This is a genomic window from Desertibaculum subflavum (assembly GCA_003576705.1).
In the GTDB taxonomy this organism is placed as follows: domain Bacteria; phylum Pseudomonadota; class Alphaproteobacteria; order Ferrovibrionales; family Ferrovibrionaceae; genus Desertibaculum; species Desertibaculum subflavum.
On sequence record QOZS01000026.1, the window covers coordinates 45,243 to 70,471 of the forward strand.

27 protein-coding genes are annotated in these 25,229 nt (G+C 67.8%); 12 read left to right on the forward strand and 15 right to left on the reverse strand.

What is annotated here, in order from left to right; all coding sequences use genetic code 11:
- Nucleotides 1–177: 177 nt before the first annotated feature.
- Nucleotides 178–1,656, forward strand: coding sequence for a M48 family metalloprotease (locus DT074_RS15035; protein WP_119420672.1), 1,479 nt, complete (start codon nucleotides 178–180; stop codon nucleotides 1,654–1,656).
- Nucleotides 1,657–1,661: 5 nt separating this feature from the next.
- Here the strand turns inward: DT074_RS15035 and DT074_RS15040 are convergent, their stop codons facing one another.
- From DT074_RS15040 to DT074_RS15070, 7 genes are all read right to left on the reverse strand, one after another.
- A complete protein-coding gene (locus DT074_RS15040) occupies nucleotides 1,662–2,471 on the reverse strand; it encodes a hypothetical protein (RefSeq protein WP_119420673.1) in 810 nt (269 codons plus the stop codon).
- Nucleotides 2,472–2,523: 52 nt separating this feature from the next.
- Nucleotides 2,524–2,862 carry a ferredoxin FdxA gene (gene fdxA / locus DT074_RS15045; protein ID WP_119420674.1) on the reverse strand — a complete coding sequence of 113 codons (339 nt, stop codon included), beginning with the start codon at nucleotides 2,860–2,862 and terminating at the stop codon, nucleotides 2,524–2,526.
- A gap of 87 nt (nucleotides 2,863–2,949) precedes the next feature.
- Entirely contained in the window at nucleotides 2,950–3,255 is a 306-nt protein-coding gene (locus DT074_RS15050) for an RNA-binding S4 domain-containing protein (protein ID WP_119420675.1), read from the reverse strand.
- Nucleotides 3,252–5,756, reverse strand: coding sequence for a helicase-related protein (locus DT074_RS15055; protein WP_119420676.1), 2,505 nt, complete (start codon nucleotides 5,754–5,756; stop codon nucleotides 3,252–3,254). Before DT074_RS15055 ends, DT074_RS15050 begins: the two co-directional genes overlap by 4 nt.
- Nucleotides 5,757–5,803: 47 nt before the next feature.
- Nucleotides 5,804–6,229: a universal stress protein gene (locus tag DT074_RS15060; protein ID WP_162914919.1), complete on the reverse strand. Its 426-nt coding sequence runs from the start codon at nucleotides 6,227–6,229 to the stop codon at nucleotides 5,804–5,806.
- Entirely contained in the window at nucleotides 6,229–6,966 is a 738-nt protein-coding gene (locus DT074_RS15065) for a TerC family protein (RefSeq protein ID WP_119420678.1), read from the reverse strand. The genes DT074_RS15060 and DT074_RS15065 overlap by 1 nt, the downstream gene beginning before the upstream one ends.
- A 14-nt stretch (nucleotides 6,967–6,980) precedes the next feature.
- Entirely contained in the window at nucleotides 6,981–7,553 is a 573-nt protein-coding gene (locus DT074_RS15070) for a TetR/AcrR family transcriptional regulator (protein ID WP_162914920.1), read from the reverse strand.
- A 291-nt stretch (nucleotides 7,554–7,844) separates the two neighbouring features.
- Here DT074_RS15070 and minC point away from each other — a divergent pair, with 291 nt between their 5' ends.
- The 4 genes from minC to DT074_RS15090 all read left to right on the forward strand — a co-directional run bounded on the left by minC (nucleotide 7,845) and on the right by DT074_RS15090 (nucleotide 10,873).
- Nucleotides 7,845–8,603, forward strand: a complete 759-nt coding sequence (minC, locus tag DT074_RS15075) for a septum site-determining protein MinC (RefSeq protein WP_119420680.1) — start codon at nucleotides 7,845–7,847, stop codon at nucleotides 8,601–8,603.
- A gap of 50 nt (nucleotides 8,604–8,653) precedes the next feature.
- Nucleotides 8,654–9,475, forward strand: a complete 822-nt coding sequence (gene minD / locus DT074_RS15080; protein ID WP_119420681.1) for a septum site-determining protein MinD — start codon at nucleotides 8,654–8,656, stop codon at nucleotides 9,473–9,475.
- Complete coding sequence (minE, locus tag DT074_RS15085) at nucleotides 9,472–9,726, forward strand: cell division topological specificity factor MinE (RefSeq protein WP_119420682.1); 255 nt, start codon at nucleotides 9,472–9,474, stop codon at nucleotides 9,724–9,726. Before minD ends, minE begins: the two co-directional genes overlap by 4 nt.
- Nucleotides 9,727–9,997: 271 nt before the next feature.
- Nucleotides 9,998–10,873, forward strand: coding sequence for a flagellin (locus DT074_RS15090; protein WP_119420683.1), 876 nt, complete (start codon nucleotides 9,998–10,000; stop codon nucleotides 10,871–10,873).
- Between the two features lie 39 nt (nucleotides 10,874–10,912).
- On the opposite strand, the gene DT074_RS15095 is transcribed toward DT074_RS15090, so the two are convergent.
- Nucleotides 10,913–12,058 (reverse strand): PPC domain-containing protein, encoded by a 1,146-nt coding sequence (locus DT074_RS15095; protein ID WP_162914921.1) that lies wholly within the window; start codon nucleotides 12,056–12,058, stop codon nucleotides 10,913–10,915.
- Nucleotides 12,059–12,134: 76 nt separating this feature from the next.
- Complete coding sequence (locus tag DT074_RS15100) at nucleotides 12,135–13,187, reverse strand: MORN repeat-containing protein (RefSeq protein ID WP_119420685.1); 1,053 nt, start codon at nucleotides 13,185–13,187, stop codon at nucleotides 12,135–12,137.
- Nucleotides 13,188–13,263: 76 nt separating this feature from the next.
- Here DT074_RS15100 and DT074_RS15105 point away from each other — a divergent pair, with 76 nt between their 5' ends.
- Nucleotides 13,264–13,857, forward strand: a complete 594-nt coding sequence (locus DT074_RS15105) for a uracil-DNA glycosylase family protein (RefSeq protein WP_119420686.1) — start codon at nucleotides 13,264–13,266, stop codon at nucleotides 13,855–13,857.
- Nucleotides 13,854–14,837: an alpha/beta hydrolase gene (locus DT074_RS15110; RefSeq protein ID WP_119420687.1), complete on the forward strand. Its 984-nt coding sequence runs from the start codon at nucleotides 13,854–13,856 to the stop codon at nucleotides 14,835–14,837. Before DT074_RS15105 ends, DT074_RS15110 begins: the two co-directional genes overlap by 4 nt.
- On the opposite strand, the gene DT074_RS15115 is transcribed toward DT074_RS15110, so the two are convergent.
- From DT074_RS15115 to DT074_RS15125, 3 genes are all read right to left on the reverse strand, one after another.
- Entirely contained in the window at nucleotides 14,812–16,029 is a 1,218-nt protein-coding gene (locus tag DT074_RS15115) for a class I SAM-dependent methyltransferase (RefSeq protein ID WP_119420688.1), read from the reverse strand. The two genes, DT074_RS15110 and DT074_RS15115, sit on opposite strands and share 26 nt — an antisense overlap.
- A 16-nt stretch (nucleotides 16,030–16,045) precedes the next feature.
- Entirely contained in the window at nucleotides 16,046–17,023 is a 978-nt protein-coding gene (locus DT074_RS15120; RefSeq protein ID WP_119420705.1) for an NADPH:quinone oxidoreductase family protein, read from the reverse strand.
- A gap of 69 nt (nucleotides 17,024–17,092) precedes the next feature.
- Nucleotides 17,093–18,109 (reverse strand): asparaginase, encoded by a 1,017-nt coding sequence (locus tag DT074_RS15125; protein WP_119420689.1) that lies wholly within the window; start codon nucleotides 18,107–18,109, stop codon nucleotides 17,093–17,095.
- 65 nt (nucleotides 18,110–18,174) lie between these two features.
- Between DT074_RS15125 and DT074_RS15130 the strand changes: the two genes are divergently transcribed.
- From DT074_RS15130 to DT074_RS15150, 5 genes are all read left to right on the forward strand, one after another.
- Nucleotides 18,175–18,708 (forward strand): RNA methyltransferase, encoded by a 534-nt coding sequence (locus DT074_RS15130; RefSeq protein ID WP_119420690.1) that lies wholly within the window; start codon nucleotides 18,175–18,177, stop codon nucleotides 18,706–18,708.
- Nucleotides 18,709–18,789: 81 nt separating this feature from the next.
- On the forward strand, nucleotides 18,790–19,827 hold the full coding sequence (locus DT074_RS15135) for a TRAP transporter substrate-binding protein (RefSeq protein WP_119420691.1): 1,038 nt from the start codon (nucleotides 18,790–18,792) through the stop codon (nucleotides 19,825–19,827).
- A gap of 5 nt (nucleotides 19,828–19,832) precedes the next feature.
- On the forward strand, nucleotides 19,833–20,348 hold the full coding sequence (locus DT074_RS15140; protein WP_162914922.1) for a TRAP transporter small permease: 516 nt from the start codon (nucleotides 19,833–19,835) through the stop codon (nucleotides 20,346–20,348).
- A 9-nt stretch (nucleotides 20,349–20,357) separates the two neighbouring features.
- Entirely contained in the window at nucleotides 20,358–21,659 is a 1,302-nt protein-coding gene (locus tag DT074_RS15145; protein WP_119420693.1) for a TRAP transporter large permease, read from the forward strand.
- Between the two features lie 65 nt (nucleotides 21,660–21,724).
- Nucleotides 21,725–22,513: a carbonic anhydrase gene (locus tag DT074_RS15150; protein WP_119420694.1), complete on the forward strand. Its 789-nt coding sequence runs from the start codon at nucleotides 21,725–21,727 to the stop codon at nucleotides 22,511–22,513.
- Here the strand turns inward: DT074_RS15150 and DT074_RS15155 are convergent.
- From DT074_RS15155 to DT074_RS15165, 3 genes are read right to left on the reverse strand one after another with little or no spacing between them, the layout of a single operon-like run.
- The gene (locus DT074_RS15155; RefSeq protein WP_119420695.1) at nucleotides 22,510–23,010 is read right to left on the reverse strand and encodes a thioesterase family protein; all 501 of its coding nucleotides are present in this window, start codon (nucleotides 23,008–23,010) and stop codon (nucleotides 22,510–22,512) included. The genes DT074_RS15150 and DT074_RS15155 overlap by 4 nt on opposite strands.
- Nucleotides 23,007–24,554, reverse strand: coding sequence for an acyl-CoA carboxylase subunit beta (locus DT074_RS15160; protein WP_119420696.1), 1,548 nt, complete (start codon nucleotides 24,552–24,554; stop codon nucleotides 23,007–23,009). Before DT074_RS15160 ends, DT074_RS15155 begins: the two co-directional genes overlap by 4 nt.
- Nucleotides 24,555–24,586: 32 nt before the next feature.
- Nucleotides 24,587–25,225 (reverse strand): hypothetical protein, encoded by a 639-nt coding sequence (locus DT074_RS15165; protein WP_119420697.1) that lies wholly within the window; start codon nucleotides 25,223–25,225, stop codon nucleotides 24,587–24,589.
- Nucleotides 25,226–25,229 lie beyond the last annotated feature (4 nt).

The following is a 25,229-nucleotide window of genomic DNA, read 5'->3' on the forward strand; positions in this document are numbered from 1 at the left end:
ATGGTAGTGGGAAGGCCGTTTCCGGCTCAAGCTGCACTGGCGGCCGTGCCATCCGGCCCGAGGCGGCCGATATGATCGCCGCGCTTGGCACGCAACCGGCGGAGCGGAGGCAGCGTTCCGTCGCCATCCGCGCTATCATGGCTGTATTGGGGAGGAAGAGCGGAGCGCTGCGTGTCGATGAACCTATTGCCCAGGCTAGCTTTCCTTGCCGCTCTGGCCGGCGGCATCGCGGCCCCGGCGGTCGTGCATGCCCAGATTTTCATGTCGCCGGAGGAGGAGAAGCGCCTCGGCACGGAGGAGCATCCGAAGATCCTGCGCGAATTCGGCGGGGTCTATGACGATCCTCAGGTTGCCGGCTATGTCGCCGTGGTCGGCGGGCGCCTGGCGGCGAATTCCGACAACCCGGAGATCGGCTACACAATCACGCTGCTGAACAGCCCGGTGGTCAATGCCTTTGCGCTGCCCGGCGGCTATGTCTACATCACCCGCGGTCTGATGGCGCTCGCCAATGACGAGGCGGAGCTTGCCGGCGTGCTGGGGCACGAGATCGGCCATGTCACTGCGCGCCACACGGCCAAGCGTCAGGGCAAGAGCACGGTTGCGGGTGGCTTGATCACGCTGGGCGCCCTCGCCACCGGAATCCTGACCGGATCGAGCGGCCTGGCGCAAGGCGTGCAGCAACTCGGCAGCGTCGCGGCGGCCGGCTACCTTGCCTCGTTTTCGCGCGAGCAGGAATACGAGGCCGACCTGATCGGCGTGAAGGTGCTCGCGCGGACAGGCTATTCGCCGAACGCCCAGGCCGAGTTCCTGCAATCGCTCGCGGATCACAGCGCGCTCGAGGGCAAGCTGGCCGGCCAGAAGGGCGAGCAGAAGGGAACCGACTGGCTCGCCACCCATCCGAACACCCGTGAGCGCGTGCAGCGGGCGATCAACGCCGCCGGCCTGGAGAACGCACGCCCTGATGCGCCGATCAACCGGGAGCAGTATCTGAAGACGATCGACGGGATGATCTACGGCGACGATCCGGCGCAGGGCTTCGTGCGCGGCCAGACCTTCTCGCATCCGCAGCTGCGCATCACCTTCACGGTGCCGCAGGGCTTCCGGTTGGTGAACACGGATGCAGCGGTGGTAGCGGTCCAGCGCCAGGGCGGCTCGCGCATCCAGTTCGATTCCGAGCCGGACAAGCGCAAGGCGGCGACCGATCCCGCCAGCTACATCACCCGCGTGTGGGTGCCAAAGCTCGGCCTCAAGCGGACCGAGCAGATCAACGTGAACGGTCTGCCGGCGGCGACGGCGGCGGCCCGGGTCAATACGCAGAACGGCCAGGTCGATGTCCGCTTCGTCGCCATCCAGTGGGACCAGTCGACCATGTTCCGCTTCCTGTTCATCACCCCGCCGCAGCAGACCTCGGCGATGACCACGCCGTTCCAGCAGACCACCTACAGCTTCCGCCGACTGACCGACCAGGAGATCGCCGGTCTGAAGCCGCACCGGATCCGCATTCACACGGTGAGGGCCGGCGACACGGTGGAGAGCCTGGCCGCGGGCGTGCCGGGTGAGGAGTTGCCGGCGGAGCGTCTGCGCGTGCTGAACGGCATGCAGCCGAACGACCAGTTGCGCGCCGGTCAGAAGATCAAGCTCGTCGTCGAGCAGTAGGCCCGTCAGACTTCGATGCGATCGGCCATGCGGCCGTCCAGGTCGAAGCAGGCGGCAACCAGGGTGCCGCCGAAGCCGCAGCCGCCGTCGAGCACCGTGCTGTAGCCGGCCGCGTCAATGCCGGGATGGTCGGCGCGAAATCCGGCCACGACGGTGCGAAATCCCTCATAGGGCTCCGAAAGGGCCGCAAAGCGGCTCGATCCCCACCAGAAGACGTCGCCCTGCGCGTCGAGCCCGCGCGTCGGATCGACGCCGGCATGGGTGAAGAGCAGCTCGCGCCCCTCGGTCATCGCCGCCTGGCGCAGCGAGATCATCACATCCTCATGGCCGGGATGCCGGCGCATGGCCTCCCGCAAGCCATTGGTCCAGCGGGTGAGGGCCAGCGGTCCGCCACGACAGCGGCCGACCCCGTCCGTGCGCGTGCCGCCATAGGCGGCGAGCGTCGCCTCGACGCCGCGCCCCATCATCCATTCGAATACGTCGAGCGGCGCCGGTGCGAACTGGATCTGCAGCAGCTTGCGCCACATCTCCTCCTGGGCGCCGCGCAGGAACACGATGTCCTCGGGCTCCATGCCGGCGCGGCACAGGATGCCGGTGCGGAAGGCGACAAGCTCGTCGATGGTGCCGATAACGTCGGGCCCGAGGCCCATGTAATTGCCGAGATAGACCAGCCGGTCGCCGGCCTGGAAGCGCTCCCACAGCAGCTCGTGCAGGGCCGAAAGCTTGCCGCGCATGCCATGCGCCGCGCCGACCGCCCAGACCCGTCGGGCATAGCGCAGCACCGCCACCGCTTCGGAACTCGCCGCCGCGTTCATGCGGCGGAACGCCTTGCTCCGCGCTTCCCCTGACGCGGAGAGCGGACCTGGCTCAGGTTCCTTCGCCTGGCTTGTCGCTGAAGAACTTGTCGAACTTGCCTTCGACGCCCTTGAACTCGTCGGCGTCGGCCGGCGCGTCCTTCTTGCGGGTGATGTTCGGCCACTTGGTTGCGTAGTCCCGATTGAGCTCGGCCCATTTCGTGGCGACCTGATCGGTATCGGGGAGGATCGCCTCGGCCGGGCATTCCGGTTCGCAGACGCCGCAGTCGATGCATTCGTCGGGATGGATGACGAGCATGTTGTCGCCTTCGTAGAAGCAGTCCACCGGACAAACTTCTACGCAATCCATGTATTTGCACTTGATGCACGACTCGGTGACGACGTACGTCATATCGCTAGGCTCCGAAGCGGCACAGCGCACCCTCGTCCTACAGGCCGGGGGCGATCATGCCGGGGGGCATTGGCAGGGCCGCAGTCACTAACATTTCGCTTCGCCCGGTTCAACGGCTGCCGGTTCAACGGCCGGCAGCTCGACATAGAGCAGGCGTGCTTCCGCAGGCGGCCCGCGCCGCTCGCCCAACCGCTCGACGCGCACCACGCGAATTTCCGATCCCACGGGCACCGTCACCACGTCGCCGATGCGGATCGGCGCCGCCGGCTTCTGCACGATCTGCCGGTTGATGCGCACCCGGCCGGCGAGGCAGAGATCCGCCGCCAGCGACCGCGATTTGCGGAATCGGGCAAACCACAGCCACTTGTCGAGGCGGACGCTGGCTTCGCTCATCGCTTTCGAAGGTGCTGCAACTCGGCGAAGGGAGAGTGCTCGAGGTGCCGCGCGGCCCGTGCCTCCTCGCGCTGCCGCCGACGGCGCTGCTCGCCATCGCCTTGACGGGGCCGTGCGAACATGACGCCGGCCTCGGTCTCGCGCAGGCGGTAGCCGAGGCCGGTCAGCACGGCGGGCACGTCCTCGATGCGGCAGCCCATCATCTGCGCCTGCGCCGGCGCGAGCGCGAAGGCGCCGACGCGCGAGGCCTCATAGGCCGCGGCGGCAACCCGCTCCAGGATGTCGATGCGGAGCGCGATCCGGCCGAAAGCGGCGAAGCCCGCCGCGAGCCAGTGCGACGCCGGCAGGTCGCCGTCGGCCGGCAGCGAGATACGGCCGGAGGGGGGCGGCGCGGGCGGTGCGCGCTCTTCCGCGACGGCCCGCAGCAGGACCTTGAGGCGTGTCGGTCCGGGCTTGAGCAATGCCGGCAGGAAGACGTGGATGCGACCGACGCGGATGCCGAGCGCCTTCAAGGCGGCACGCTCGGCGCCGGTCAGCGCCGCCAGCTGGCTTTCGACCTGCGGGCGCGGCAGCGCGCCGAGCGATTCGGTGAGCTGGAACACGAGGCCGCGTGCCGCGCCGGCGAGCGGTGCCGCCGCGACGCGGTGCAGCGGCCCGAAGCCCCGCTCGAGCCGCGCGGCCAGCCAGCCGTCCAGGCGGCGGGCTACCGCATCGCGCAAGGCACCCTGGATCTCGTCGCCGATCAGCAGCCGCATATGCGGACGCAGCACATGGTCGCCGGCCGTGAGCCGCGCCACCGCCTCGCCGTTCCACCAGAGCCGGCCGTCATCGGCCAGGCTGATCGCGTCGTCCGGTGCCTTGACGAAATTCTGGGCCCGCCGCGACAGCAGCGGCGTGATGGTGCGCGCGGCGGCGGCGCGCAAGGCGCGACCCTCAATGCCGGCGGCCGTGCTGTCAGGGTGGAAGGACAGGCCGGCGATGCGGCCGATGAAGCTGCCGTCGAGGCTGACGCCGCCCTCGTCATCGAGCGATACCGCGAAATCGCGGCGGTCCTTCAGCTGCCGGACGAGAAGCGTGGTGCGCCGGTCGACGAAGCGCTGGGTCAGACGCTCGTGCAACGCGTCGGAAAGCCGATCCTCGATCGCCCGGGTGCGGGCGCACCAGGTCTCGGCATCGGCGAGCCAGTCGCCCTGATGGGCGATATAGGTCCAGCTCCGCACATAGGCGATACGCTGCGACAGCGTGTCGATATCGCCGTCCGTGCGGTCGATCTGTGCGACCTGCCGCGCCACCCAGTCGGTGGGCAGCACATGGGGCGGCCTGGTGAGGTGGCGGAACAGGATGGCGAGCAGTCGCGCGTGGCTATCGGCACCGACCTTGCGGAAGTCCGGCACCTGGCAAACGCGCCAGAGCAGGCGCACCTGGTCGCGCCCCTGGATCAGCGGCGCGAGCTCGGGATCCTGCGTCAGTGCCAGCATCGCGAGATGGTCGTCCGCGTCGCGTCCGCGGACGAGGCATTCCAGCGGCGGCGGGCGCTCCAGCGATCGGATCAGTCCCTGGACGGAGGCGAGATCGAGATCGGCGTTGCGCCAGCGGGCGCGCGCCAGAATCTGGAAGCGATGGTCTTCCACGCGCTCCACGAGCTCCGGTTCGAGGCCAGGGAGCTCCGCCGTCGTCCCGAAGGTGCCGTCCGCCATGTGGCGCCCGGCGCGACCGGCGATCTGGCCGATCTCGGCCGCGGTCAGGTTGCGTGGGCTGATGCCGTCGAACTTGCGGATCTCGGCGAAGGCGACATGGTCGACCGCCATGTTGAGGCCCATGCCGATGGCGTCGGTCGCCACCAGGAAATCGACCTCGCGTTCCTGGAACATCGCCACCTGCGCATTGCGCGTGCGCGGGCTGAGCGCACCCAGCACCACAGCGGCGCCGCCGCGCTGGCGGCGCACCAGTTCGGCGATGGCATAGACGTCCTGGGCCGAGAAGGCGACGATCGCCGAGCGCTTCGGCAGGCGCGAGAGCTTGCGCGGGCCGGCATAGGTGAGCTTGGAGAAGCGCGGCCGGCTGTCGAACGCCGCCTCCGGCACTAGGCGGCGGATGATCGGCTTGGCCGTCTCCGCGCCGAGGAACATGGTCTCGTCGCGGCCGCGGGCATGCAGCAGCCGATCGGTGAAGACATGGCCGCGCTCGGGGTCGCCGATCAGCTGGATTTCGTCGATGGCGACGAAGTCGAAGCCGCGGTCGAGCGGCATGGATTCCACGGTGCAGACGAACCACCGCGCGCTGGGCGGAATGATCTTTTCCTCGCCGGTGACCAGGGCGACGCTGCGCGGGCCCTTGGCGACAACGATACGATCGTAGATCTCGCGAGCAAGGAGGCGGAGCGGCAGGCCGATCACGCCGGTCGGATGGCCGAGCATCCGCTCCACGGCGAGATGGGTCTTGCCGGTATTGGTGGGGCCGAGAACCGCGACGACGCGGCCGGAACGGGGAATCGGCGCCATTCACCTCATAGAGTTGGGCGGGACGGGGCGATTGGCAAGTGGCGGCGCTATTTCACCACGGTGACCGGGACCTTGGCCTCGGCGATCACGTCGCGCGAAACCGAGCCCAGAAGCACGCCGGCCGCGCCGCCCAGGCCGCGGGCGCCCATGACGATCTGCCCGGCGCCGAGCGATTTGACGAAGCCGGCGATGACCGCTCCGGCCCGGCCGACGCCGATATGCAGCTTGGGCGTGATGCCGGATGCCTGGCAGCGCGCCATGGCCGGCTCGAGCGCCTTCATGCCTTCCTCGCGATGGTAGTCGCTTACCTCGGCCTTACCGACGAATGTGGTGACCAGATTGTCGACCGGCGGCTGCACGTTGACCAGGTGCAGCTCGCCGCCGCCCGCCTGCTTCAGCACGGCGATGGCATGGTCGAGCGCTTGCAGCGCCGGCGCGGACCCGTCGATCGGCACCAGGATGGTGCTGAGCATCATTTCTCCTCCACAACGAGGTCGACCAGCGGCCGTGCCTTGGCCGCGGCGCGACGCTTCATCCAGAAACCGAAAGCGAGCACGAGCACGACGCACGCGACCGGACCGGCGATGTGCAGCCAATGTGCGTGCGCATCGATCCATGGCGTCAGGGCGGGATCGGTGACGATCACCTCGCCGGCGATATAGCCGATCAGCCCGGCCCCGGCGACGACCAGTGCCGGGAACCGGTCGAGCAGCTTCAGGAAAAGCATGCTGCCGAACACCACCATCGGGATGCTGATCAGCAGCCCGATCAGCAGCAGCGGGAAGTTGCCCTGCGCCGCCGCGGCGATCGCCAGCACGTTGTCGAGCGACATTACGGCGTCGGCGATGACGATCGTTCGCATCGCCGCCCACAATCCGGCATGCGCCTTGATGCCGCCGCCCTCGCCGTCATCCTCCGGCACCATCATCTGGGCGCCGATCCAGACCAACAGTGCGCCGCCCAGCACCTTCAGGAAGGGAATGGTCATCAGCCAGGCGATGACGAAGGTGAAGACGATGCGGAGCACTACCGCGCCGAGGCTGCCGCCGATCACCGCCACGCGGCGCTGCGCCGGCGGCAGCGAGCGGGAGGCGAGCGCGATCACCACCGCGTTGTCGCCCGAGAGCAGCAGGTTGACCACGATGATTTCGATCAGGCCGGCCCAGAACTGCGGGTCGGCCAGGTTCAAATCGAAACTGACCTCGGGCATCGAAACTCAATCCTTCAGGCGTGCTTGCGGATCGCGTCCCAGAGACAGGCTTCCGCGCCGGCAATGGTGGCCTCCTCGAGCGGCATGACCGCTTCGAGCTTGATCAGCGCCATCAGCGCACCCCACATCAGCGCCACGGCAAGGCGCGGCGGCAGGTCCTTCAGCTCGCCGGTCGCCACGCCCTCGGCGAAGAAGGTGTTGGCGACATCGAGATAGCGCTGCGACAGCTCGCGGTTGGTCTCGTCGAGATGCGGCGCATGATGATGCAGCTCGAGGAAGCGCGTCGCATGCGGATGCTGCTTGGCGAAGCCGATCATGCGCCGCCAATAGCCGCCGAAGCGGCCGCGGATCGACAGGCCGGGCGGGAATTCGGCCAGCACGAAGTCGTTATAGGCGCCGCGCCAGCGCCCATAGAGCGCGTTGAACAGCTCCTCCTTGGTGGCGAAGTAGCGGTAGATCGTGCCGGTGCCGACCCCGGCCGCCTCGGCAATCTCCGGCACGGCGGTACCGTCGAAGCCCTGTTTCTCAAAGAGGTCGAGAGCGGCGGCGAGAATCAGCTCGCCCTTGTCCTGCTTCAAAATGGTCATTGTGGCCGCGGCTCGGTGACGGGTCGGCATTAAGTCCGCCGCGGGCGGTTCCTGTCAATGCGCACTGGCTGCGCGGCCCGCCGACATGGCGCCGAGTCGCGCCGTCCGGACAAAACCACCCTCGGGCAGGTTCGGGGCGGCATCGCGAAGTGGCCGCCGATGGCCGGTTTTGCGAAACGTCTTGACGAGTCGCGCCACAAATTGTGTGGTCAGTGACGAGCACTGCTACAAGAGCTAGTGTTCAAGGGGGCCGGCGCCCGGCCACGGTCGGGGCCGGGGAGGTAGGGAGTCGTGGGTTACGTGTCGCGCACTCGAATTGCCGGAACCACCCTCACCGTGCTGGCCGTGGGGCTGACGCGTGAGCCGATTGCCGAACAGGTCGCCGTGCTCGCCGAGCAGGTCGCGACCAGCCCCGGCTTCTATCGCCACGCCCCGGTTCTGCTGAACATGACCGCCGCACCCCAGGTGGTCGAGGTGGATGAGTTCCGCGCGCTGAAGCGCGCGATCGAAGAACTGGATCTGGTGCCGGTCGGCATCCAGGGCGGCACCGGGGAACAGAAGGCGGCGGCGCTCGATATCGGCCTGCCGAGCTTCCCGACCGGTGCCTCGGCCGGGTTGCGCGCCGAGCGCGCGCGGCAGAGTGACGCGCCCGCGGAAGCCCCGCAGAAGGTGGCGGAGCCTGCTGTGACTTCTTCGGCACCGCCTGCCGCCGCGAGTGGCGGTGTCCGCGCGCGCGTGGTATCGCAGCCTGTGCGCTCCGGCGCGCAGGTTTATGCCAAGGGGTCGGATCTCGTTGTGCTCGGGGCGGTTGGTGCCGGCGCGGAAGTGATCGCCGACGGGCATGTCCACATCTACGGACCGTTGCGCGGACGCGCGATTGCGGGCGCCCTGGGCGACCGCGAGGCGCGCATCTTCTGCCGTGCGCTGGATGCCGAACTGATTGCTGTGGGGGGACGATACATGGTGCACGACGACCTGCCGCGCGAGGTGCGCGGCAAGCCGGTCATGGTGGTGCTGGAGAACGATCGTCTCGCCATTCGCGAGATGTGATTGGTCGAGATGTGATCGGTTCGACAGACAAACAAGAAGGAGACGCGCAGGTGGCGACGGTCATTACGGTCACATCCGGCAAGGGTGGCGTAGGCAAGACGACATCGAGCGCCGCCATTGGTACAGGTCTCGCCATGCGGGGCCACAAGACGGTGATCATCGATTTCGATGTCGGCCTCCGCAATCTCGACCTGATCATGGGGTGCGAGCGCCGCGTGGTGTTCGACTTCGTCAACGTGATCAACGGCGAGGCCAATCTCAGCCAGGCCCTGATCAAGGACAAGCGGATCGACAATCTGTTCATCTTCCCGACCTCGCAGACGCGCGACAAGGACGCGCTGACCATGCAGGGCGTGGAGAAGGTGCTGACCGATCTGGCGAGCCAGGGCTTCGAATACATCGTCTGCGACAGCCCGGCCGGCATCGAGCATGGCGCCATCACGGCGCTCTACTTCGCCGACGAGGCCGTCATCGTGACCAACCCGGAAGTGTCGTCGGTGCGCGACAGCGACCGCATCCTCGGCATCCTGGCCTCGAAGTCGCGCCGCGCCGTGCGCGGCGAGGCGCCGGTGAAGGAGCATCTCCTGATCACCCGGTTCTCGCCGACCCGGGTCGAGCGCGGCGAGATGCTCGGCATCAAGGACGTGCAGGACATCCTGGCGATCCCGCTGATGGGCGTGATCCCGGAAAGCATGGCGGTGCTCAAGGCATCCAATACCGGCACGCCGGTGATCCTGGATGAGCAGAGCGAAGCAGGACAGGCCTACAAGGACGCAGTCGGCCGGTTCCTGGGGGAACAGCGTCCACTCCGCTTTCTGGAAATGCCGAAGAAGGGCCTGTTCCAGAAGATCTTCAAGGTGGCGGCATCGTGAGCTTCCTCGACCTCTTTCGCCGTCGACGCGACGATTCGGCGGCGGTCGCCAAGGAGAGGCTCCAGCTGATCCTGGCGCATGAACGTGCGGGCCGTGAGGACCCTGATTTCCTGCCGAGACTGCAGAAGGACTTGCTCGGCGTGATCTCGCGGTACGTGCCCATTCAAGACGATCGTCTCAACGTATCGGTACAGCGCAGCGGCCATGCCGCGGTGCTCGAGATCAATATAGAGCTGCCGCCCAGAGGCTGAGGGCTACGGCGAAACGGTCGGCCGGCGATGGCGGCAGCCAGCGCCGGCATTCGTATTTGGGCGGCAAGAAGCGGCCCGGGCGGCAGGAATGGGCGAGGCGAGAGGGTAAATATTGCCGCCCGCCGCCGCTGGGCGGTTCCGTAGCGAAGAACCGTATGTATTTGATTTTGCTATAAAAATGCCTTTCTGAGCGGTTTGGCACAGCGGTTGCTGAACAGCCTCCGGGGCGCGAACAGCGCCGTGAGTCCAGGAGTGACCGGAAAGGTGGATCATGGCTGATCTCAGGCTGAGCGCCGCGGTGCGCAACAATCTGCTGTCGCTGCAGAACACGACGAATTTCATCAACCGGACGCAGGACCGCCTGTCGACCGGCCTCAAGGTTTCCAGCGCGCTCGATGACGCGGTCGCCTTCTTCCAGGCGCAGGCACTGTCGAACCGCGCCTCCGACTTGAACGATCGCAAGGATGGCATCGACCAGGCAATCTCGACCCTCAAGGCCGCCAACAACGGCATCGAGGCGCTCGACAAGACGGTGAAGCAGCTCAAAGGCATTGCGACCAGCGCCAAGACCGCGTCGCAGAACGAGCAGGCGGACCTGACCAACCAGTTCCAGGAGCTGCTGAACCAGCTCGACCAGATCGCGGGCGATTCGAGCTATCAGGGCCTTAACCTGCTGAACTCGACCGCGTCGCATCTGTCGGTGGAGTTCTCGACGCTCTCGACTTCGGTGCTGTCGGTGTTCGGTCGCAATCTGAACGTCTCCGGCATCTTCTCGGAGGCGACGGTGGTGTCGCTCGACGCGCAGTCGAGCCTGACCGCCTTCGGCGTCACCTATTCGGGCTTCTCGTCCATCGGCACGACTGTCAGCGCGGTCGACGACCTGATCGCGACGCTCGACAGCGGCATCGACAAGCTGCGCGGCGCGGCCAAGGCGCTCGGCAACAACGTCACCTTCCTGCAGACCCGTCTCGACTTCACCAAGAAGTACGTGAACGACTTGCGCGAGGGTTCCGACAAGCTGACGCTCGCCGATATCAACGAGGAAGGCGCCAACCTGGTCGCGTTGCAGACCCGTCAGCAGCTCGGCATCCAGGCGCTGGCCTTCGCCGGCCAGGCCGAACAGTCGGTTCTGAGCCTGTTCCAGTAAGCGGTATGACGCGAAATCCGCCGCGGACCGCCGCGGCGGTCAGTTCGCCACGAAATCGCTGCGCAAGGTGTAGCGCCCGGTGCCCCGGGCCGCATGCCGCACGCGCACAAAATAGGTGCCGCCTGCGAGCGGCTTGACGATGCGGGCATTGTACCAGCCCGCGCTGTCATCGTCCGATGCGACCGGATTGCCCGACGCATCCTCCAGCACCAGCACGATATCCGTCGGCCCGGAGGTCGACAGCGTCAGCGTGCCGCTGGCGGTCAGCTCGGCGCGGAACAGGTCCTCGTCACCCGGCGCGCCGATCTCGCCCTGATCCGATCCGCTGAGCTGCTTGGCGGCGCTGCGCGTGACGGGATGGTCGTCGGCGACCGGCGCGAGATCGCCGAGCCCGGCAATCACGAAGACATTGAAGGTATCGGCGGCCAGAAAGCTCGAGCTCGGGTTGAAGGCGCGAAGCTCGATCTGGCCGGTCGGCGTCGTGCCGCGCAGGTCCATGGTCACCGTGATGCTGTCGGCCCCGGCGCGCTCGACCCGCGACACCCGGATGCCGGCCGGGCCGTAGACATGCGGCAGGCCGGTCGCACTGAAATGCTTGCTGGTCAAAGTGAAGGTCGCCGTCGAACCGGTCGCGACGATCGGGCCGCTCTGCTGCAAGGCTGCCGTGGCCACCTGGGTCAGCGTCTCCACGCCCGCGCCCAGTGTCTGATCGGCGATAGCGTCGCGCACCGCCTGAGGCACCAGCAGGTTATCGGCCAGCAGAAGCCGCATCAGCGCCGACTGCGCGCCCGCCGTGCTGTCCGACCAGCTGCCACCGCCGTTCGCGGTGCCGGCGTAGAAGCCGTCCTTGCCCGTCTGCGCCAGAATATTTTCGCCGCGCGCGCCGAACAGGGTCGCCAGGTCGGAAATGATCAGCGCGACCTGGGCCCAGGCATTGCCCATCGCCGAGCCTTCGCCGCGCAGCAGCGAGCCGTCGCGGGTATCGATCCAGGCGGATGAGTCCTGCGCGCCGGCCTCCTCGGCCGCCTTGGTGGCGGAACGCAGATCGGCCAGCAGGCTCGCGGTCCGCTGCTGCAGCAAACCGCGGCCGGCGCTGTCGTCGCCGCGAATGTCGCCGGCATGCGCAGGGGCGGAAGCCAGCGCCATGCCCAGCGCCACGACAACGATCGCGCTCGCCCGTCGCATTGTCATCCCCCGGCCAATCCCAACGATCCGACGCCGGCCCAACCCTACTTGATTCGTGCGCAATGGCGAAGCGCCACTATTGCATGCAGCGCGCCGGCACCCAGATCCGCTTGCCGCGGTCGCCGCTGCCGATGAACTCCTCGCCGGTGCACTCGCCGGCCGCGATGCCGATGGCGAACAGGCTGTTGAGCCGGACGTTGGTGACCTCGACCTCGATGCTGTCGCCCTGTTCGCGCCGCACCACGCCGCACCAGCCGGCACCCTTTGGATAGAGGCCGGGCGTCGTGCAGACGCGCCGGGCGGAGGGCAGCGGCAGGTTGCTGCCGAGCGGGGCCGCGGGGGCAGTCGCGACCGCGGGCGCGGCGACCGGGCTCGCTACCGCCGGCGGGGCATAGGCCGGCACGGCCACCGCGGGCACGGCAACCGGCGCGGCTACCTGTACCGGCGCCGGATAGGCCGCCACGGCGGCGGCATTGGCGATCGGCGACCAGGGCGGCGTGACGGCCCGGGCATGCGTCATCGACGACACCGCCGGCGCCGGCAGGGGGAAGGTCGACGGCGCGGCGGCGACCGCCGGCACGGCAGCGGGCGCGGCATAGGCGACCTGAGGCGCCGCTGCCGGGCGCGGGGGAGCCACTGCAGCCGGCGCCGGCAATGCCGGCCGCGGTTGGCCGGCTTGCGCCTTGCGTTGATCGATCAGCGCCAGCATCTGCTGGCGCGTCAGCGGCCGCTCCTCGACCAGCTGGTCGTCGCGATAGAGCGAACGGCTATAGGTGTCGTTCACCCGCGCCAGAACGAATTCGCCATGCCGCCGCCCGTCGACATAGCTCCCGGCAATCGTGCTGCCATCGGGGAAGGTGGTGATGGCGTTGCCGTGCAGCTCGCCGGCGCGGAACGTGCCCTCGTTGCGCTCCGTCCAGCGCCCGTCGCGATACCAGGTCAGGGTGCCGGCACCGTCGAGCAGTCCATCGCGGCAGCCGCCGGTCCAGCGAATGCTTTCCTGGCCCTGCGGATAGGGATTGCTGGTGGCGCATTTGCTGTCGGGATCGCTCACCAAGGTCGCGGCACCGGCCGGCGACAGGAACATCGCCAGAAAGAACAGGGCGGGGACGGCCGTGCGGCACAGCATCGGGCCATGGTGTTGGCCGCGCGCCGATTGTCAAGCCGGGTTGCTGACAACCCGTTGGCGCGACAGATTGGATGGCATGTCCCAGGCGGCCGAACTGGATGTCCTTCTGGCGGAAATCCGCACCTGCCGCCTGTGTGCCGGCAGCCTGCCGCTGGGTCCGCGACCCGTCCTGCGCGCCAGCGCAACGGCACGCGTGGCGTTGTGCGGGCAGGCGCCGGGCACCAGGGTGCATGCCAGCGGCCGGCCGTTCACCGACCGCTCCGGGGATCGCTTGCGCGACTGGCTCGGTGTCGACGGCGATACCTTCTACGACGAGCGCCGTATCGCCATCGTGCCGATGGGATTCTGCTATCCGGGCGTCGACGACCATGGCGGCGATCTGCCGCCGCGCCGGGAATGCCGCTCGACCTGGCACGACCGGCTGTTCCGTGCGCTGCCGCAGGTCGAACTGATCGTCGCGATCGGCGGCCATGCCATGGCCTACCATCTGGGCCGGCGGCGTAAACCATCTGTCAGAGAGACGGTGGCATCCTTCCGCGACTATCTTCCCGGGGTGATCCCGTTGCCGCATCCGTCCTGGCGCAACAATGCCTGGCTCGACCGTAACCCCTGGTTCGCGGCCGAGCTGTTGCCGGTCTTGCGCGAGCGCGTTCACCGGCTGATAGCATGACCCGGGCGCTTATCGCCTTCACGCTGCTGGTACTGGCCGCCTGCGCCCCGCAATTGCAGGACAGCGGGCCGCCTTCGGCGCCGCCGGTCCTGGCCCAGGACCGCTTTCTCGCCAGCGACGGCGCGGTGCTGCCGATGCGCGTCTGGGCGCCGGAGCGGCGGGCCAGAGCCGTCATCCTCGCCCTGCACGGATTCAACGACTATTCCAATGCCTGGACGGCACCCGCCGGATGGTGGGCGGAGCAGGGTATCCTGACCTATGCGCTCGACCAGCGCGGCTTCGGGCGCGCACCGTATCCGGGCATTTGGGCCGGCGTCGACGTCATGGTGCGGGACGTGCGCGAGACTTTGCTGACGCTGCGATCGCGCCATCCGGATCTGCCGCTCTATCTGGTGGGGGAAAGCATGGGCGGGGCGGTCGCGCTCGCCGCCATGGCCGACTGGGAACGCGACGGCGCCGTGCAGGGCGTGGTGCTGGCGGCGCCGGCCGTGTGGGGCCGCGAGACCATGAATTGGGGCTATCGCGCGGCGCTGTGGTTCATTGCCCATGCGATGCCCTGGAACCTCGCCACGGCGCGCGGCATCCGCGTGCATCCGTCCGACAACATCGAGATGTTGCGGGCGCTGGGCCGCGATCCCCTGGTGATCAAGGCGACGCGGGCGGACGCGATCTGGGGCCTCGCCGACATGATGGATGCCGGGCTTGCCGCCGCGCCGCGCGTGCGCCGGCCGCTGCTGGTCCTCTATGGCGAGAATGACGATATCGTGCCGCGCAAACCCATCGAGCTGATGCTGCAGCGCCTCGACGCGCCGTATCGCCTGGCGCTCTATCCCAAGGGCTATCACATGCTGTTCCGCGACCTGAACGGCGAGATCGTATGGCGCGACGCGGCGGCGTGGATCGGCAATCGCCAGGCTGCCTTGCCCTCGGGCAATGAAGTGGCCGAGCGGCCGGTCAGAATCGCAAAGTCAGCAGATTGATCGGATTGAGCAGGGCGTAGAGGCGGTCGAAGCGCTCTGCCACCGTCGCCGCATCCCAGCCGAGCCGCCTGCCGATCTCGTTCAATGTGCGGTTGCCGTCGATCGCGTCGAGCAGCGGCGCGAGGCCGGGCGGGATGTCGCGCCGCAGCGGATGCCCGTCGAGGTCGAGCTTCAGCGTGCCACCGCGCGCCAGCATCGGCACGAGCGCCTTGGCGCCGCTGCGCGGCACCGGAATCGTGGCACCGCCGGACGGCGCCGCGATGCGTCCGGCAAGCTCGGAGCGGCGCGCTGCGTAGAGAATATGCGTCTTCATCGTGCCGGAGAGATTCTCGGCCAGCGCCGCTGCTGCAAGCGGATCGAGCGGCGCGGTGCGCTTGGCAAGGGCGGCGTCGCCGATCCAGTTGCGCGCATCGTAGCGAGCCGGCTCGATGAAGCTGATCGGCGCGAGATCCGATGTGGACAGAAACTCGACGAGCTCCGGGACGGAATAGGCTCGGTCGCGGCTGTGCAGCAGCAGATCGTAGATCCCGGCATCGCTGTCGGCGGCGAGGTCGCCGAGCAGCGGATTGCGCTTCGCCCAGTTGGTCGCCGGCAGATCGCGCAGCAGCCGCCGCGCCACGGAAAGACGCACGCTGAGATCCTTGTCCGGCGCCAGCGCGGCGAGCGCCGCCTGCAGCGGATAGACGCCGGTGCGGCCGAGCCAGCCATAGACCATCAGGCCCATGGCGCCGCCCTGCGCCAGCACGCCGGCCAGCGCCGCAAGCCCGGCCGGCGGATCGGGCAGGTGATGCAGCACGCCGCAGCAATCGATGTAGTCGTACGGGCCGGGCGCGAGGCTCGCGACCTCGAGCAGCGAGCCGCTGACGAAGCGCACGTTGTCGAGGCCGCGTGCGGCGACGCGGGCCTCGGCGATGCGGCGCGAGGCGGCGGAGAGGTCGAGATAGGTGATCTCCGCCACGATGCCGCGGTCCCTGGCGTGCTGCGCCAGCATGACCAGGGCATCGCCGGTGCCGCCACCCGCGACGAGGACGCGAAACGGCGAGCGCGCACGCAATCCGCCGGCGAAGCAATAGTGATCGACCTCGTCGAGATGGCTCGGCGAGCCCTCGATCAAGCGCGTCGCCTCGTCCTTCGGATCGCGCTCCGGATAAGGATAGGCTTCGTATTGCGCCTGGACGGCGTCGCCGGTCATCTCGCGTCGATGGCGGTCATCTGACCTTGATGACCGCCTTGCCGATCACCTTGCGCGCCAGCAGCGTCTGCATCGCCTCCGGCACCTTGTCGAGCGGGAAGGTGTGGGAAATGTGCGGCTTCAGCTTGCCCTCGGCACACCAGTTCAGGATCTTCTCGAAGGCGGCGCGCGCGGCCTTCGGATCGCGCGCCGCATAGGCGCCCCAGAACACGCCGACGATCTGGCAGCTCTTCAGCAGCACCAGATTGGCCTTGGCCTCGGGGATGCGGCCTGAGGCGAAGCCGATCACCAGCAGGCGGCCGTCCCAGTTGATGCAGCGGAGTGATTCATCGAAGGCATCGCCGCCGACGGGGTCGTAGATAACGTCGGCGCCGGTGCCGCCGGTAATCTCCTTCACGCGGTCGCGGATCTTTTCCTTGCTGTAGTTAACCAGGGCGTCCGCGCCGTACTGCTTGGCGATGGCGAGCTTCTCGTCGGAGCCGCCGGTGGCGATCACCTTGGCGCCCAGCATCTTGCCCATCTCGACCGCGTTGAGGCCGACGCCGCCGGTCGCGCCATGCACCAGCAGCCATTCGCCGGGTTTCAGGTGTCCGCGATCGACCAGCGCGTGATAGGTCGTGCCATAGGTAACGGGGATGGCCGCCGCGGCCTCGAACGACACCTTGTCCGGCAGCGGGTAGACCTTTTCGGCCGGGGCGATCACCTCCTCGGCGAAGCCGCCATGACCGGTGGTCGCCATCACCCGCTGGCCGACCTTGAGGCCCGACACGTCCTTGCCGACTTCCAGGATGGTGCCGCCGACTTCCATGCCCGGGCTGAACGGGAAGGGCGGCTTGAACTGATAGGTGCCGGCGATGATCAGCGTGTCAGGGAAGTTGAGGCCGGCATAATGCACCGCGACCTTGACCTCCTTCGGACCGACGGCCGGGCTCGGTACCTCCTCCAGCACAAGCGATTCAGGCGGGCCATAGGCCTTGCACAGCACTGCCTTCACGGGGTTCTCCTCCAAGCGGTCGTTGGTTGCAGCGCAGATAGCGCGAAAGCGGAAGCGAGGTCAAACCGCTCAGAAGCCGGGCGCCGTGGCGGGCCGCATCTCGCCCACCAGGCGGCCGGCCCAATTTCGGATCGATGGATGTGCCAGCGGGCGCAGCCGCTCGCGCGCCTCGGCATCCAGGAGACCGATCCGGTCGAGGAAGGCGATCAGGCCGATCTCGGCCGCCCGGCCGGCGCCGTCCTCTGCCTTGACCGCGATGCCGATGCCGCGATCCGGCAGCATGGCCACCCAGACCCCCTCGGCGCCGCTCTTGCTCGCCACGCGGCCCTGCATCGCCGGCATGAAGGCGGTGTCGAAGCGGCCGGTGCCGGCCACCAGATCGGGATGGGCGATCTTCGCCGCAATTAGGCGGCGGCTGGCTTCGGCCCGGTTTGCGGGCTGCTTCACCGGCGCGGCGATCTGCGCCAGGCCGCGGGCGAAGCGCTGGAGCGGCAGGGCGACGGCGGGCAGCGAGCAGCCGTCGGTGCCGAGCACGATTTTATCGGCGGCGAGATCGCAGAGCGCGGCGATGGTGGCGAGCACGCGGCGCTGGACCGGATGGTCCGACGCCGTATAGCCGCGCGTCGGTTCGCCCATGTGGCGTGCCTGCGCCAGCATGCCGGTATGCTTGCCGGAGCAGTTGTTGTGGATCGCAGTCGGGCTCAATCCGGCCCGCACCAGCGCATGCACGGCCTCGTCGGGTTTGGGCCATTGCGGGCCGCATTCGAGATCCGCGGCGCTAAGGCCGAGCTTGGCGAGCCAGGCCGCCACGCGCTCCGTGTGTTTCGGCTCCCCGCTATGCGAGGCGCAGGCCAGCGCAAGCTGTTCAGAGCCGAGATCGAAGGCATCGGCCGCGCCGGTTTCGACCAGCGACAGCGCCTGCATGATCTTGATCGCCGAGCGTGGGAAGACCGGTTCGTCGACGTCGCCGAAGGCGGCCATCAGCTTGCCGTCGGCATCGACGGCGGCGGCCCGCACGGCATGACGGCTTTCGACGATCGGGCCGCGCATCACCTCGACGACGAGCGGGCGGGGGCTGCGGGACATCTCGGGGCACCGGTAGCGGCTGCTCTCCGCTATATACACGGGACCGGAACGAAGCGAGGGCGAAGGTGCGCGGCTATTTCGGCGTCGGGGTCGAGGGCCTCTCCAAGGTGATGAACGCGGGCAACCTGTTCCGCTCGGCGCATGCCTTCGGCGCCAGCTTCGTCTTCACCATCGCGTCTAATCCGAAGATCCGCACCTCGCCCGGCGATACCAGCCACACGCAGGACAACCTGCCCTGGTATTCCTATGGCGGTGTCGACGAGCTGGCGCTGCCGGGCGGATGCCAGATCGTCGGTTGCGAGCTGCTGGACGAGGCCGTGGAGCTCCCGAGCTTCCGCCATCCGCTGAAGGCCGCCTATGTGTTTGGGCCCGAGCGCGGCTCGCTCTCGCCCGCGATGCTCGCGCGCTGCGACCACCTGATCAAGATCCCGACCTCGTTCTGCATCAACGTGGCGACGGCGGCGGCCATCGTGCTCTACGACCGCACCATCTCGCTCGGCCGCTTCGCCGAGCGGCCGATCTCGCGATTGGCGCAGCCGGTCGCACCCATGCCGCACGTGCATGGCGGCCCGCGTTTCCGTCGGCCCCGAAACGACTGACCGGCTCTCCGGCCACCGATATGGTGCTCGGGTTCGGCGGCCGGAGTATTGGCTGCCCAAAATAGCTGGAGGAACACCAAGATGGGCGCACCGTTTCTGCGCAGAGGGATCCTTTTGGCCGGCGCCATGGCGCTGCTGCCGCTTGCACCTGCGGCCGCGCAGCAGATCACGCTGAAGGTCGCCGACTCTCTTCCGGTCAAGCATTTCAGCATCGAGACGACGAAGTTCTGGATGCAGAAGGCCGAGGAGTATTCCAACGGAAAGCTGAAGTTCGACCACTTCCCGGCGGAGCAGCTCGCCAAGGCGCGCGACCTGCTGGACGCGGTGCAGAACCGCATCGCCGATGTCGCCTATATCCCGGCGCAGTACTTCCCGGACAAGGCGCCGCTCTCGACGGTGGCGGGCATCCCGACGCCGGAGGTCAAGGTCACCGTCAAGCAGATCGAGATGGCCTATCTGGAGGTCGGGCGCGGCATCCTGTTCGAGGAGGAGTGTAAGAAGCTCGGCATCCGGCCGGTCCGCTTCTCGTCCACGCCGCCCTACGACCTGCATACGACGCGGAAGAAGATCAAGACCCTGGACGACTTCAAGGGCATGAAGATCCGTGTCGCCGGCAACGTGCAGGAGAACGCGATCAAGGCCCTGGGCGGAATTCCGGTCTCGATCACGCCGCCGGACATGTACACCTCGATGCAGCGCGGGACGGTGGACGGCACCGTTTTCTCCTACAACAGCATCGCCTCCTACAAGCTGCATGAGCTGGTCAAGTACTCCACGACCAACGTTAACCTCGGCGCCTTCGTCAGCTACTACGCCATCAATCTCGAGGTCTGGAACAAGCTGCCGAAGGACGTCCAGGCGGCCATCGATCGCGCGGCCGAGGAAGCCATCCCCTTCGATTCCGCCAAGGTGGAGAAGCAGTCGGCGGAATATGCGGAGACCTTCCGCAAGCGCGGCCTCGATCTTTATGCGATCGACGATGCCGAGCTGAAGCGCTGGGGCGAGCTGCTCAAGCCGGTTCGCGAGGAATGGATCGAGCAGATGGAGAAGCGCGGCCTGCCCGGGCGGAAGGTGCTCGATGCCTGGCTGGCGGCATTGCAGCGTGCCAGGACGAGCTGATCCAAGTGGAACTTCTGGACAATGGTCTGCGTCGCCTCGAGCGCCTGCTCGAGGCGATCGCGGGTTTGGCGCTGGTCGTCATGATGCTGGTCATCAGTGCCGATGGCGGCGGCCGCTATCTGTTCGATCGCCCGCTGCCGTCGGTGTACGAGCTGGTCGAGCTCTACCTGATGATCGCGCTGATCTTTCTCGCGCTGCCGGGGCTGCAAGCGATGCGGTCGAACCCCGCTGTGACCTTACTGTTCCGCTTGTTCCCCGCCGGCCTGCAGCGCTGGCTCGATGTCGGGTTCCTCACCATCGCCTTGGCCGTGATCACGCTGATGGCCTGGAAGGCGGCGGAGACGGCCTGGATCAGCTTTGCCGAGAGCCGGGTGATCAACGGCGTGATCGACATGCCGACAGGGCCGTCCTGGGTCTTTGCCGCGGTCGGGCTGTCGGTTCTGGCGCTCCGCCTCCTGGTGCAGCTGCTGACGAGGCTCGCCGGACGCGAACCCCAGGCAGCCGTTCAAATCGAACACTGATATATCCGCATGTCGATCTGGATTCCGTGCCTGTTGTTCCTGGCACTGCTGGCGATCGGGATGCCGATCGCCTTCACGCTCGCCGCCACCGGAGCACTCGGCGTGCTGGTGACCTTCGGCTGGCAGCCCTTGCTCGGCGTGCTGGCTACGACGCCCTACCGGACAGCGTCGTCGTTCCTGCTTTCGACCATTCCGCTCTTCATCCTTATGGCGGAGTTCCTGGCGCGCGGCACGATAGTGCGCGACATGTTCCGGGTCGCCTATACCTTCATGGGCCACTGGCGCGGTGGGCTGGCCCTCGCAGCGGTCGGCGCCAATGTCGGCTTCGCCGCGCTGGCCGGATCCAGCACGGCGGCGGCGGCCTCGATGTCGCGCATCTGCGTGCCGGAGATGCGGAAGTACGGCTACGACGACCGGCTGTCGCTCGGCACGGTGGCGATCGCCGGCACGCTTGCCATCATGATTCCGCCCTCGATCGGCCTCATCATCTACGGCATTCTGACCGAGACCTCGATCGGGCGGCTGTTCCTTGGCGGCGTGTTTCCTGGCCTGATCTCGGCGGCCGGCTACGCGTTTGCGATCTGGCTATGGGCCAAGCGCGAGCCCGAGGTGGCGCCGGCGATCCCGCGCTTTCCATGGTCGGAGCGCATCGCCTCGCTCAAATCGGTGTGGCCGGCCGTGCTGCTCATCGTGTTCGTGACGGCGGCGATCTACAGCGGTGTGGTGACGCCGACCGAAGCGGCCGCGGTCGGCGCGCTCGCGGCGCTGATCATCAGCGTTGCCTTCGGCGGGCTGCGCTGGGGCGGCTTCATGGAGGCTGTGCGCGCCTCGGTGCGGACCACGGCGATGATCTTCGCCATCATCATCGGCGCGATGGTGTTCGGCTATTTCCTCGCCGGCACCAAGGTGCCGCAGCACATGATCGAATGGGTGGGGTCGCTGCCGGTGCCGTCCTGGGTGATCATTGCGGTGATCGTCGGCATCTACCTGCTGCTCGGCTGTTTCATGGACCAGCTGGCGATCATCGTGCTGACCCTGCCGCTGACCTTCCCGCTGGTCACCTCGCTCGGCTACGACGCGGTGTGGTGGGGCATCATCGTGACCAAGACGGCCGAGATCGGCCTGGTGACGCCGCCGCTGGGCCTCAACGTCTTCGTCGCCGCGGGCTCGGTCAACGCGCCGCTCGAGACGGCATTCGCCGGGATCGGCCGCCTGCTGACCGCGGATGCCGTCGTTCTTCTGGCCTTGTTGCTGCTGCCCGAGATTTCCACCTTCCTGCCGGACCTGCTGATGGGCGTGTCCCTCGACTAGGGCCATTTCCGTGGGAAGTTGATCCAGGTCAGCGCGGGCGCTCGCGTCGCTGGCAGTGTGGCCGCATGGACAGGCATATGCAGGCGCTGGTCTCCGGCATCGAGGCCGGGCGGGTTGCCTCGCGCAACGGTCGCGAGGCCTATTGGGAAGAGCTCGCCCGCGGGCAAAGCCCGGGTATCGCCGTGATCTGCTGCTCCGATTCCCGTGCCGCGCCGGAGGAGATTACCCGCGCCGATCCCGGCTCCATGTTCGTCAAGCGCACCGTCGCCGGCCTCGTACCGACGCCGGCCGGCAAGGTCGAAGGCGCCTGGCTCAGGCTCTATGGCGGCCTGACCCGCCATCTCGGCATGCGCGAGCTGGCGGGAGCCTGGTACGGGCCCTGGGCCGCGATCGAGTTCCCGGTGGTGCACCTCAAGGTGCCGAACCTGCTGGTGCTGGGCCATTCGGGCTGTGGTGGCGTCGCGCTGGCGCGGCGTCCGCGCGGCGAGGCCGGACATCTCGTCGACACCGATGCCTGGGTCGACATGGTGCGGCCGACCGTGCAGGCAGCGGCCCGCAAGGCGGAGCGGGAAGGCCGGGATGTGCAGCTCGCCACCGAGCACGCGGCGATCCTCTGGTCGCTGCGCAATCTGCTGCTGCATCCGCGCGTCGCGGCCCGCGTGCGGTTAGGCGAGCTTAGGCTCTATGCCGGCCACTACGACATCGCGAGCGGCCGCGTCGCGCTCTGGAACCCGGAGACGGATGCTTTCGAGCCGATCAGCGAACGCGCGCCCGGCATCTGCGACAAGAGCGAGGCGGATGCCTGCAGCTGCGGCGAGCATGTGAAGCGGGCGCTTGCCGCGCTCAGTGCCTAGGCGCGCGGCGGCTTCGAGGCAAGGCCGATCGAGCGGCCGATATAGGGCGAGGGCGGCAGCTTCGCATGCGCTGCCCTGATGGCGGCGAGGCGGTCCATAATTTCCGGCGTCATCGGCGCCGCCCGGCGGGTCTCCTGGCTGACATGCAGCGAGACCAGCTCGTTGGTCGAGGCGAGATAGCCCTCGGTCGCGTGCCACATTTCGTGGAAATAGTGCAGGCGCTTGGAGTCGAAATCGAGCAGCCGGGTGGTGAAACGGAGCGTGTCGCCGAGCCCGACCTCGCGCACGTAATTGATATGCGCCTCCAGCGAGAAGGTGGTGACCTTGTGCTTCTGCCGGTGCGGGCGGTCGAGACCGACCGCCTGGAAGAAGCCGCCGGTCGCCTCGTCGAACACGACCATGTAGTAGCCCATGTTCATGTGCTTGTTGTAGTCGATCCAGGCCTCCTGGACTTCGGCCCGGTAGGTCTCGAACGGTGCTGGAATCTGAACGGTCACGGACGCATCCCGAAGCTGACGGGGCCGGCCTCGCGGAGCGGCGCGGCCAGGTTGACGAATTCGCAGAGGAGGGGCCGCGTCTCGCGCGGGTCGATCATCTCCTCGATCCAGAAGGTCTCCGCCGAGCGGTAGGGCGAGCGGAGCTTCTCGAGCCGGGTCTCGATCTCCTCCAGCTTCGCCTTCGGGTCCGGCGCCGCGTCGATCTCGGCCCGGTAGGCGGCCTCGATGCCGCCTTCGAGCGGCAGCGAGCCCCAGCGCGCGCTCGGCCAGGCATAGCGGTAGGACAGGCGGCTGCCGTTCTGGTGCGCCGCGCCGGCGACGCCGAACACGTTGCGGACGATGATGGCGCACCAGGGGATGGTCGACTGCCAGATCGCCGACATGGCGCGCACGCCCTGGCGGATGGTGCCTTCCTGCTCGGCCTGCTTGCCGATCAGGAAGCCCGGGCAGTCGGTCAGATGCACCACCGGCAGGTGGAAGGTCTGCGCCAGGTCGACGAAGCGGATGATCTTCTGACAGGCATCGGCGGTCCAGGCGCCGCCATAGATCATCGGGTCGGACGCCATCAGCGCGACTGGCCAGCCGTCGATGCGGGCGAGGCCGGTGATGATGGAGCGGCCGTAATACCTGCCCATCTCCATGAATGAGCCCTGGTCGACCAGCAGCTCGATGATCGGCCGCATGCGGTAGGTCTTGCGCGTGCCCCGGGGGATGGCGGTGGCGAGCTTCTCGTCGCGCCGGTCGGCCGGGTCGGTGCGCGGCCCGCGCGGCGGCAGGTCGTAGATCGAGGCGGGCAGGTAGGAGAGGAAGCGCCGCGCCATGGCGAAGGCCTCCTCCTCGCTCGCGGCCGCGTCGTCGACCGCGCCGGCACGGGTCTGGATCTCCCAGCCGCCGAGCTCCTGCTTGGTCACCGGCTCGCCGAGCCGGGCCACCACCGGCGGGCCGGCGACGAACATGGCCGAGGTATCCTTGACCATGATCGAGTAGTGGCTGGCCGAGAGATGCGCGGCGCCGAGGCCGGCGACCGAGCCGAGGCCGAGCGCGACCCGCGGTACCGTCGCCATGTTGCGGACCACCCATTCCCACCCCGAGACGCCGGGCACATTGGCGCGGCCGGTGGTCTCGATCGTCTTGACCGAGCCGCCGCCGCCCGAGCCCTCGACCAGGCGGACGAGGGGGAGGCGGAGCTGATTCGCCATTCGCTCGGAGAAGATGTGCTTCTCCTTGATGGTGGCGTCGGCCGAGCCGCCGCGCACGGTGAAGTCGTCGCCGCCGATCACGACAGGCCGACCTTCAATCAGGCCGCGGCCGCAGACGTAGTTGGAAGGCACGAGCTCGACCAGGTCGCCTTTGGCGTCGTATTCGGCCTTGCCGGCGATGGTGCCGATCTCGCGGAACGAGCCGGGATCGAGCAAGCGCTCGATCCGCTCGCGCACGGTGAGGCGGCCCTCGTTGTGCTGGCGCGCCACCTTGTCGGCGCCGCCGAGCTTCAAGGCAAAGGCCTTCCGCTGCTGGAACTCGCCCAGCTCCTTGTCCCACGTCATGGGTATTTCCTCCTGGCTCGGCTTATAGCGGCTCAGAGGATCGACCGCACCCCGCCCGAGGGGCCTTGTCGCCGCACGTAGATGTTGAAGCCGAGCTTCTCCGCCGCGCCCGGCATCATTGTGGTGAAGGCCTTGGCGACGTGCTCGATCTTCTCCAGGTCGGTGCCGTTGCGGCGGCGGAAGTACTTGTTCCAGAAGAAGAGATCGACCACGAACGAGTCGAGCCAGTGGACCGGCGTCGAGTAGCCGGCGATCCACTTGATGGAGGGGATGCCGCCTTCCTCCGGATCGAACAGGAAGGATGCGTTTTCCTCGGTGATGAAGTCGCAGGAGCCGAAGAACACGCCGACGATCTTCGATCCCTCGGTCTGGCAGACCCGGCGAAGCACGTTGCGGATCACCGCGCGCTGGATCAGCTCGCCGTCGCTGCCCAGGATGCCGTCGCTGAAACCGTGCGCGGCGACATAGAGATAGTGGAAGCCCCACTTGCCGCCGATGCGCTGGACGACGTCGCGAAAGCCGTCCTTGTTGTTGAACATCTCGTAATGGTAGCCATGCGGCGTACGGATAAGGATATCAGAGAGAACATCAAACAGACTACGCACGCTGGTGTTGTAGTCTTCCCACCACCGTCCCTCGATGACGGCGAGGCGAAGCTTGTTGGAGGCCATTAAC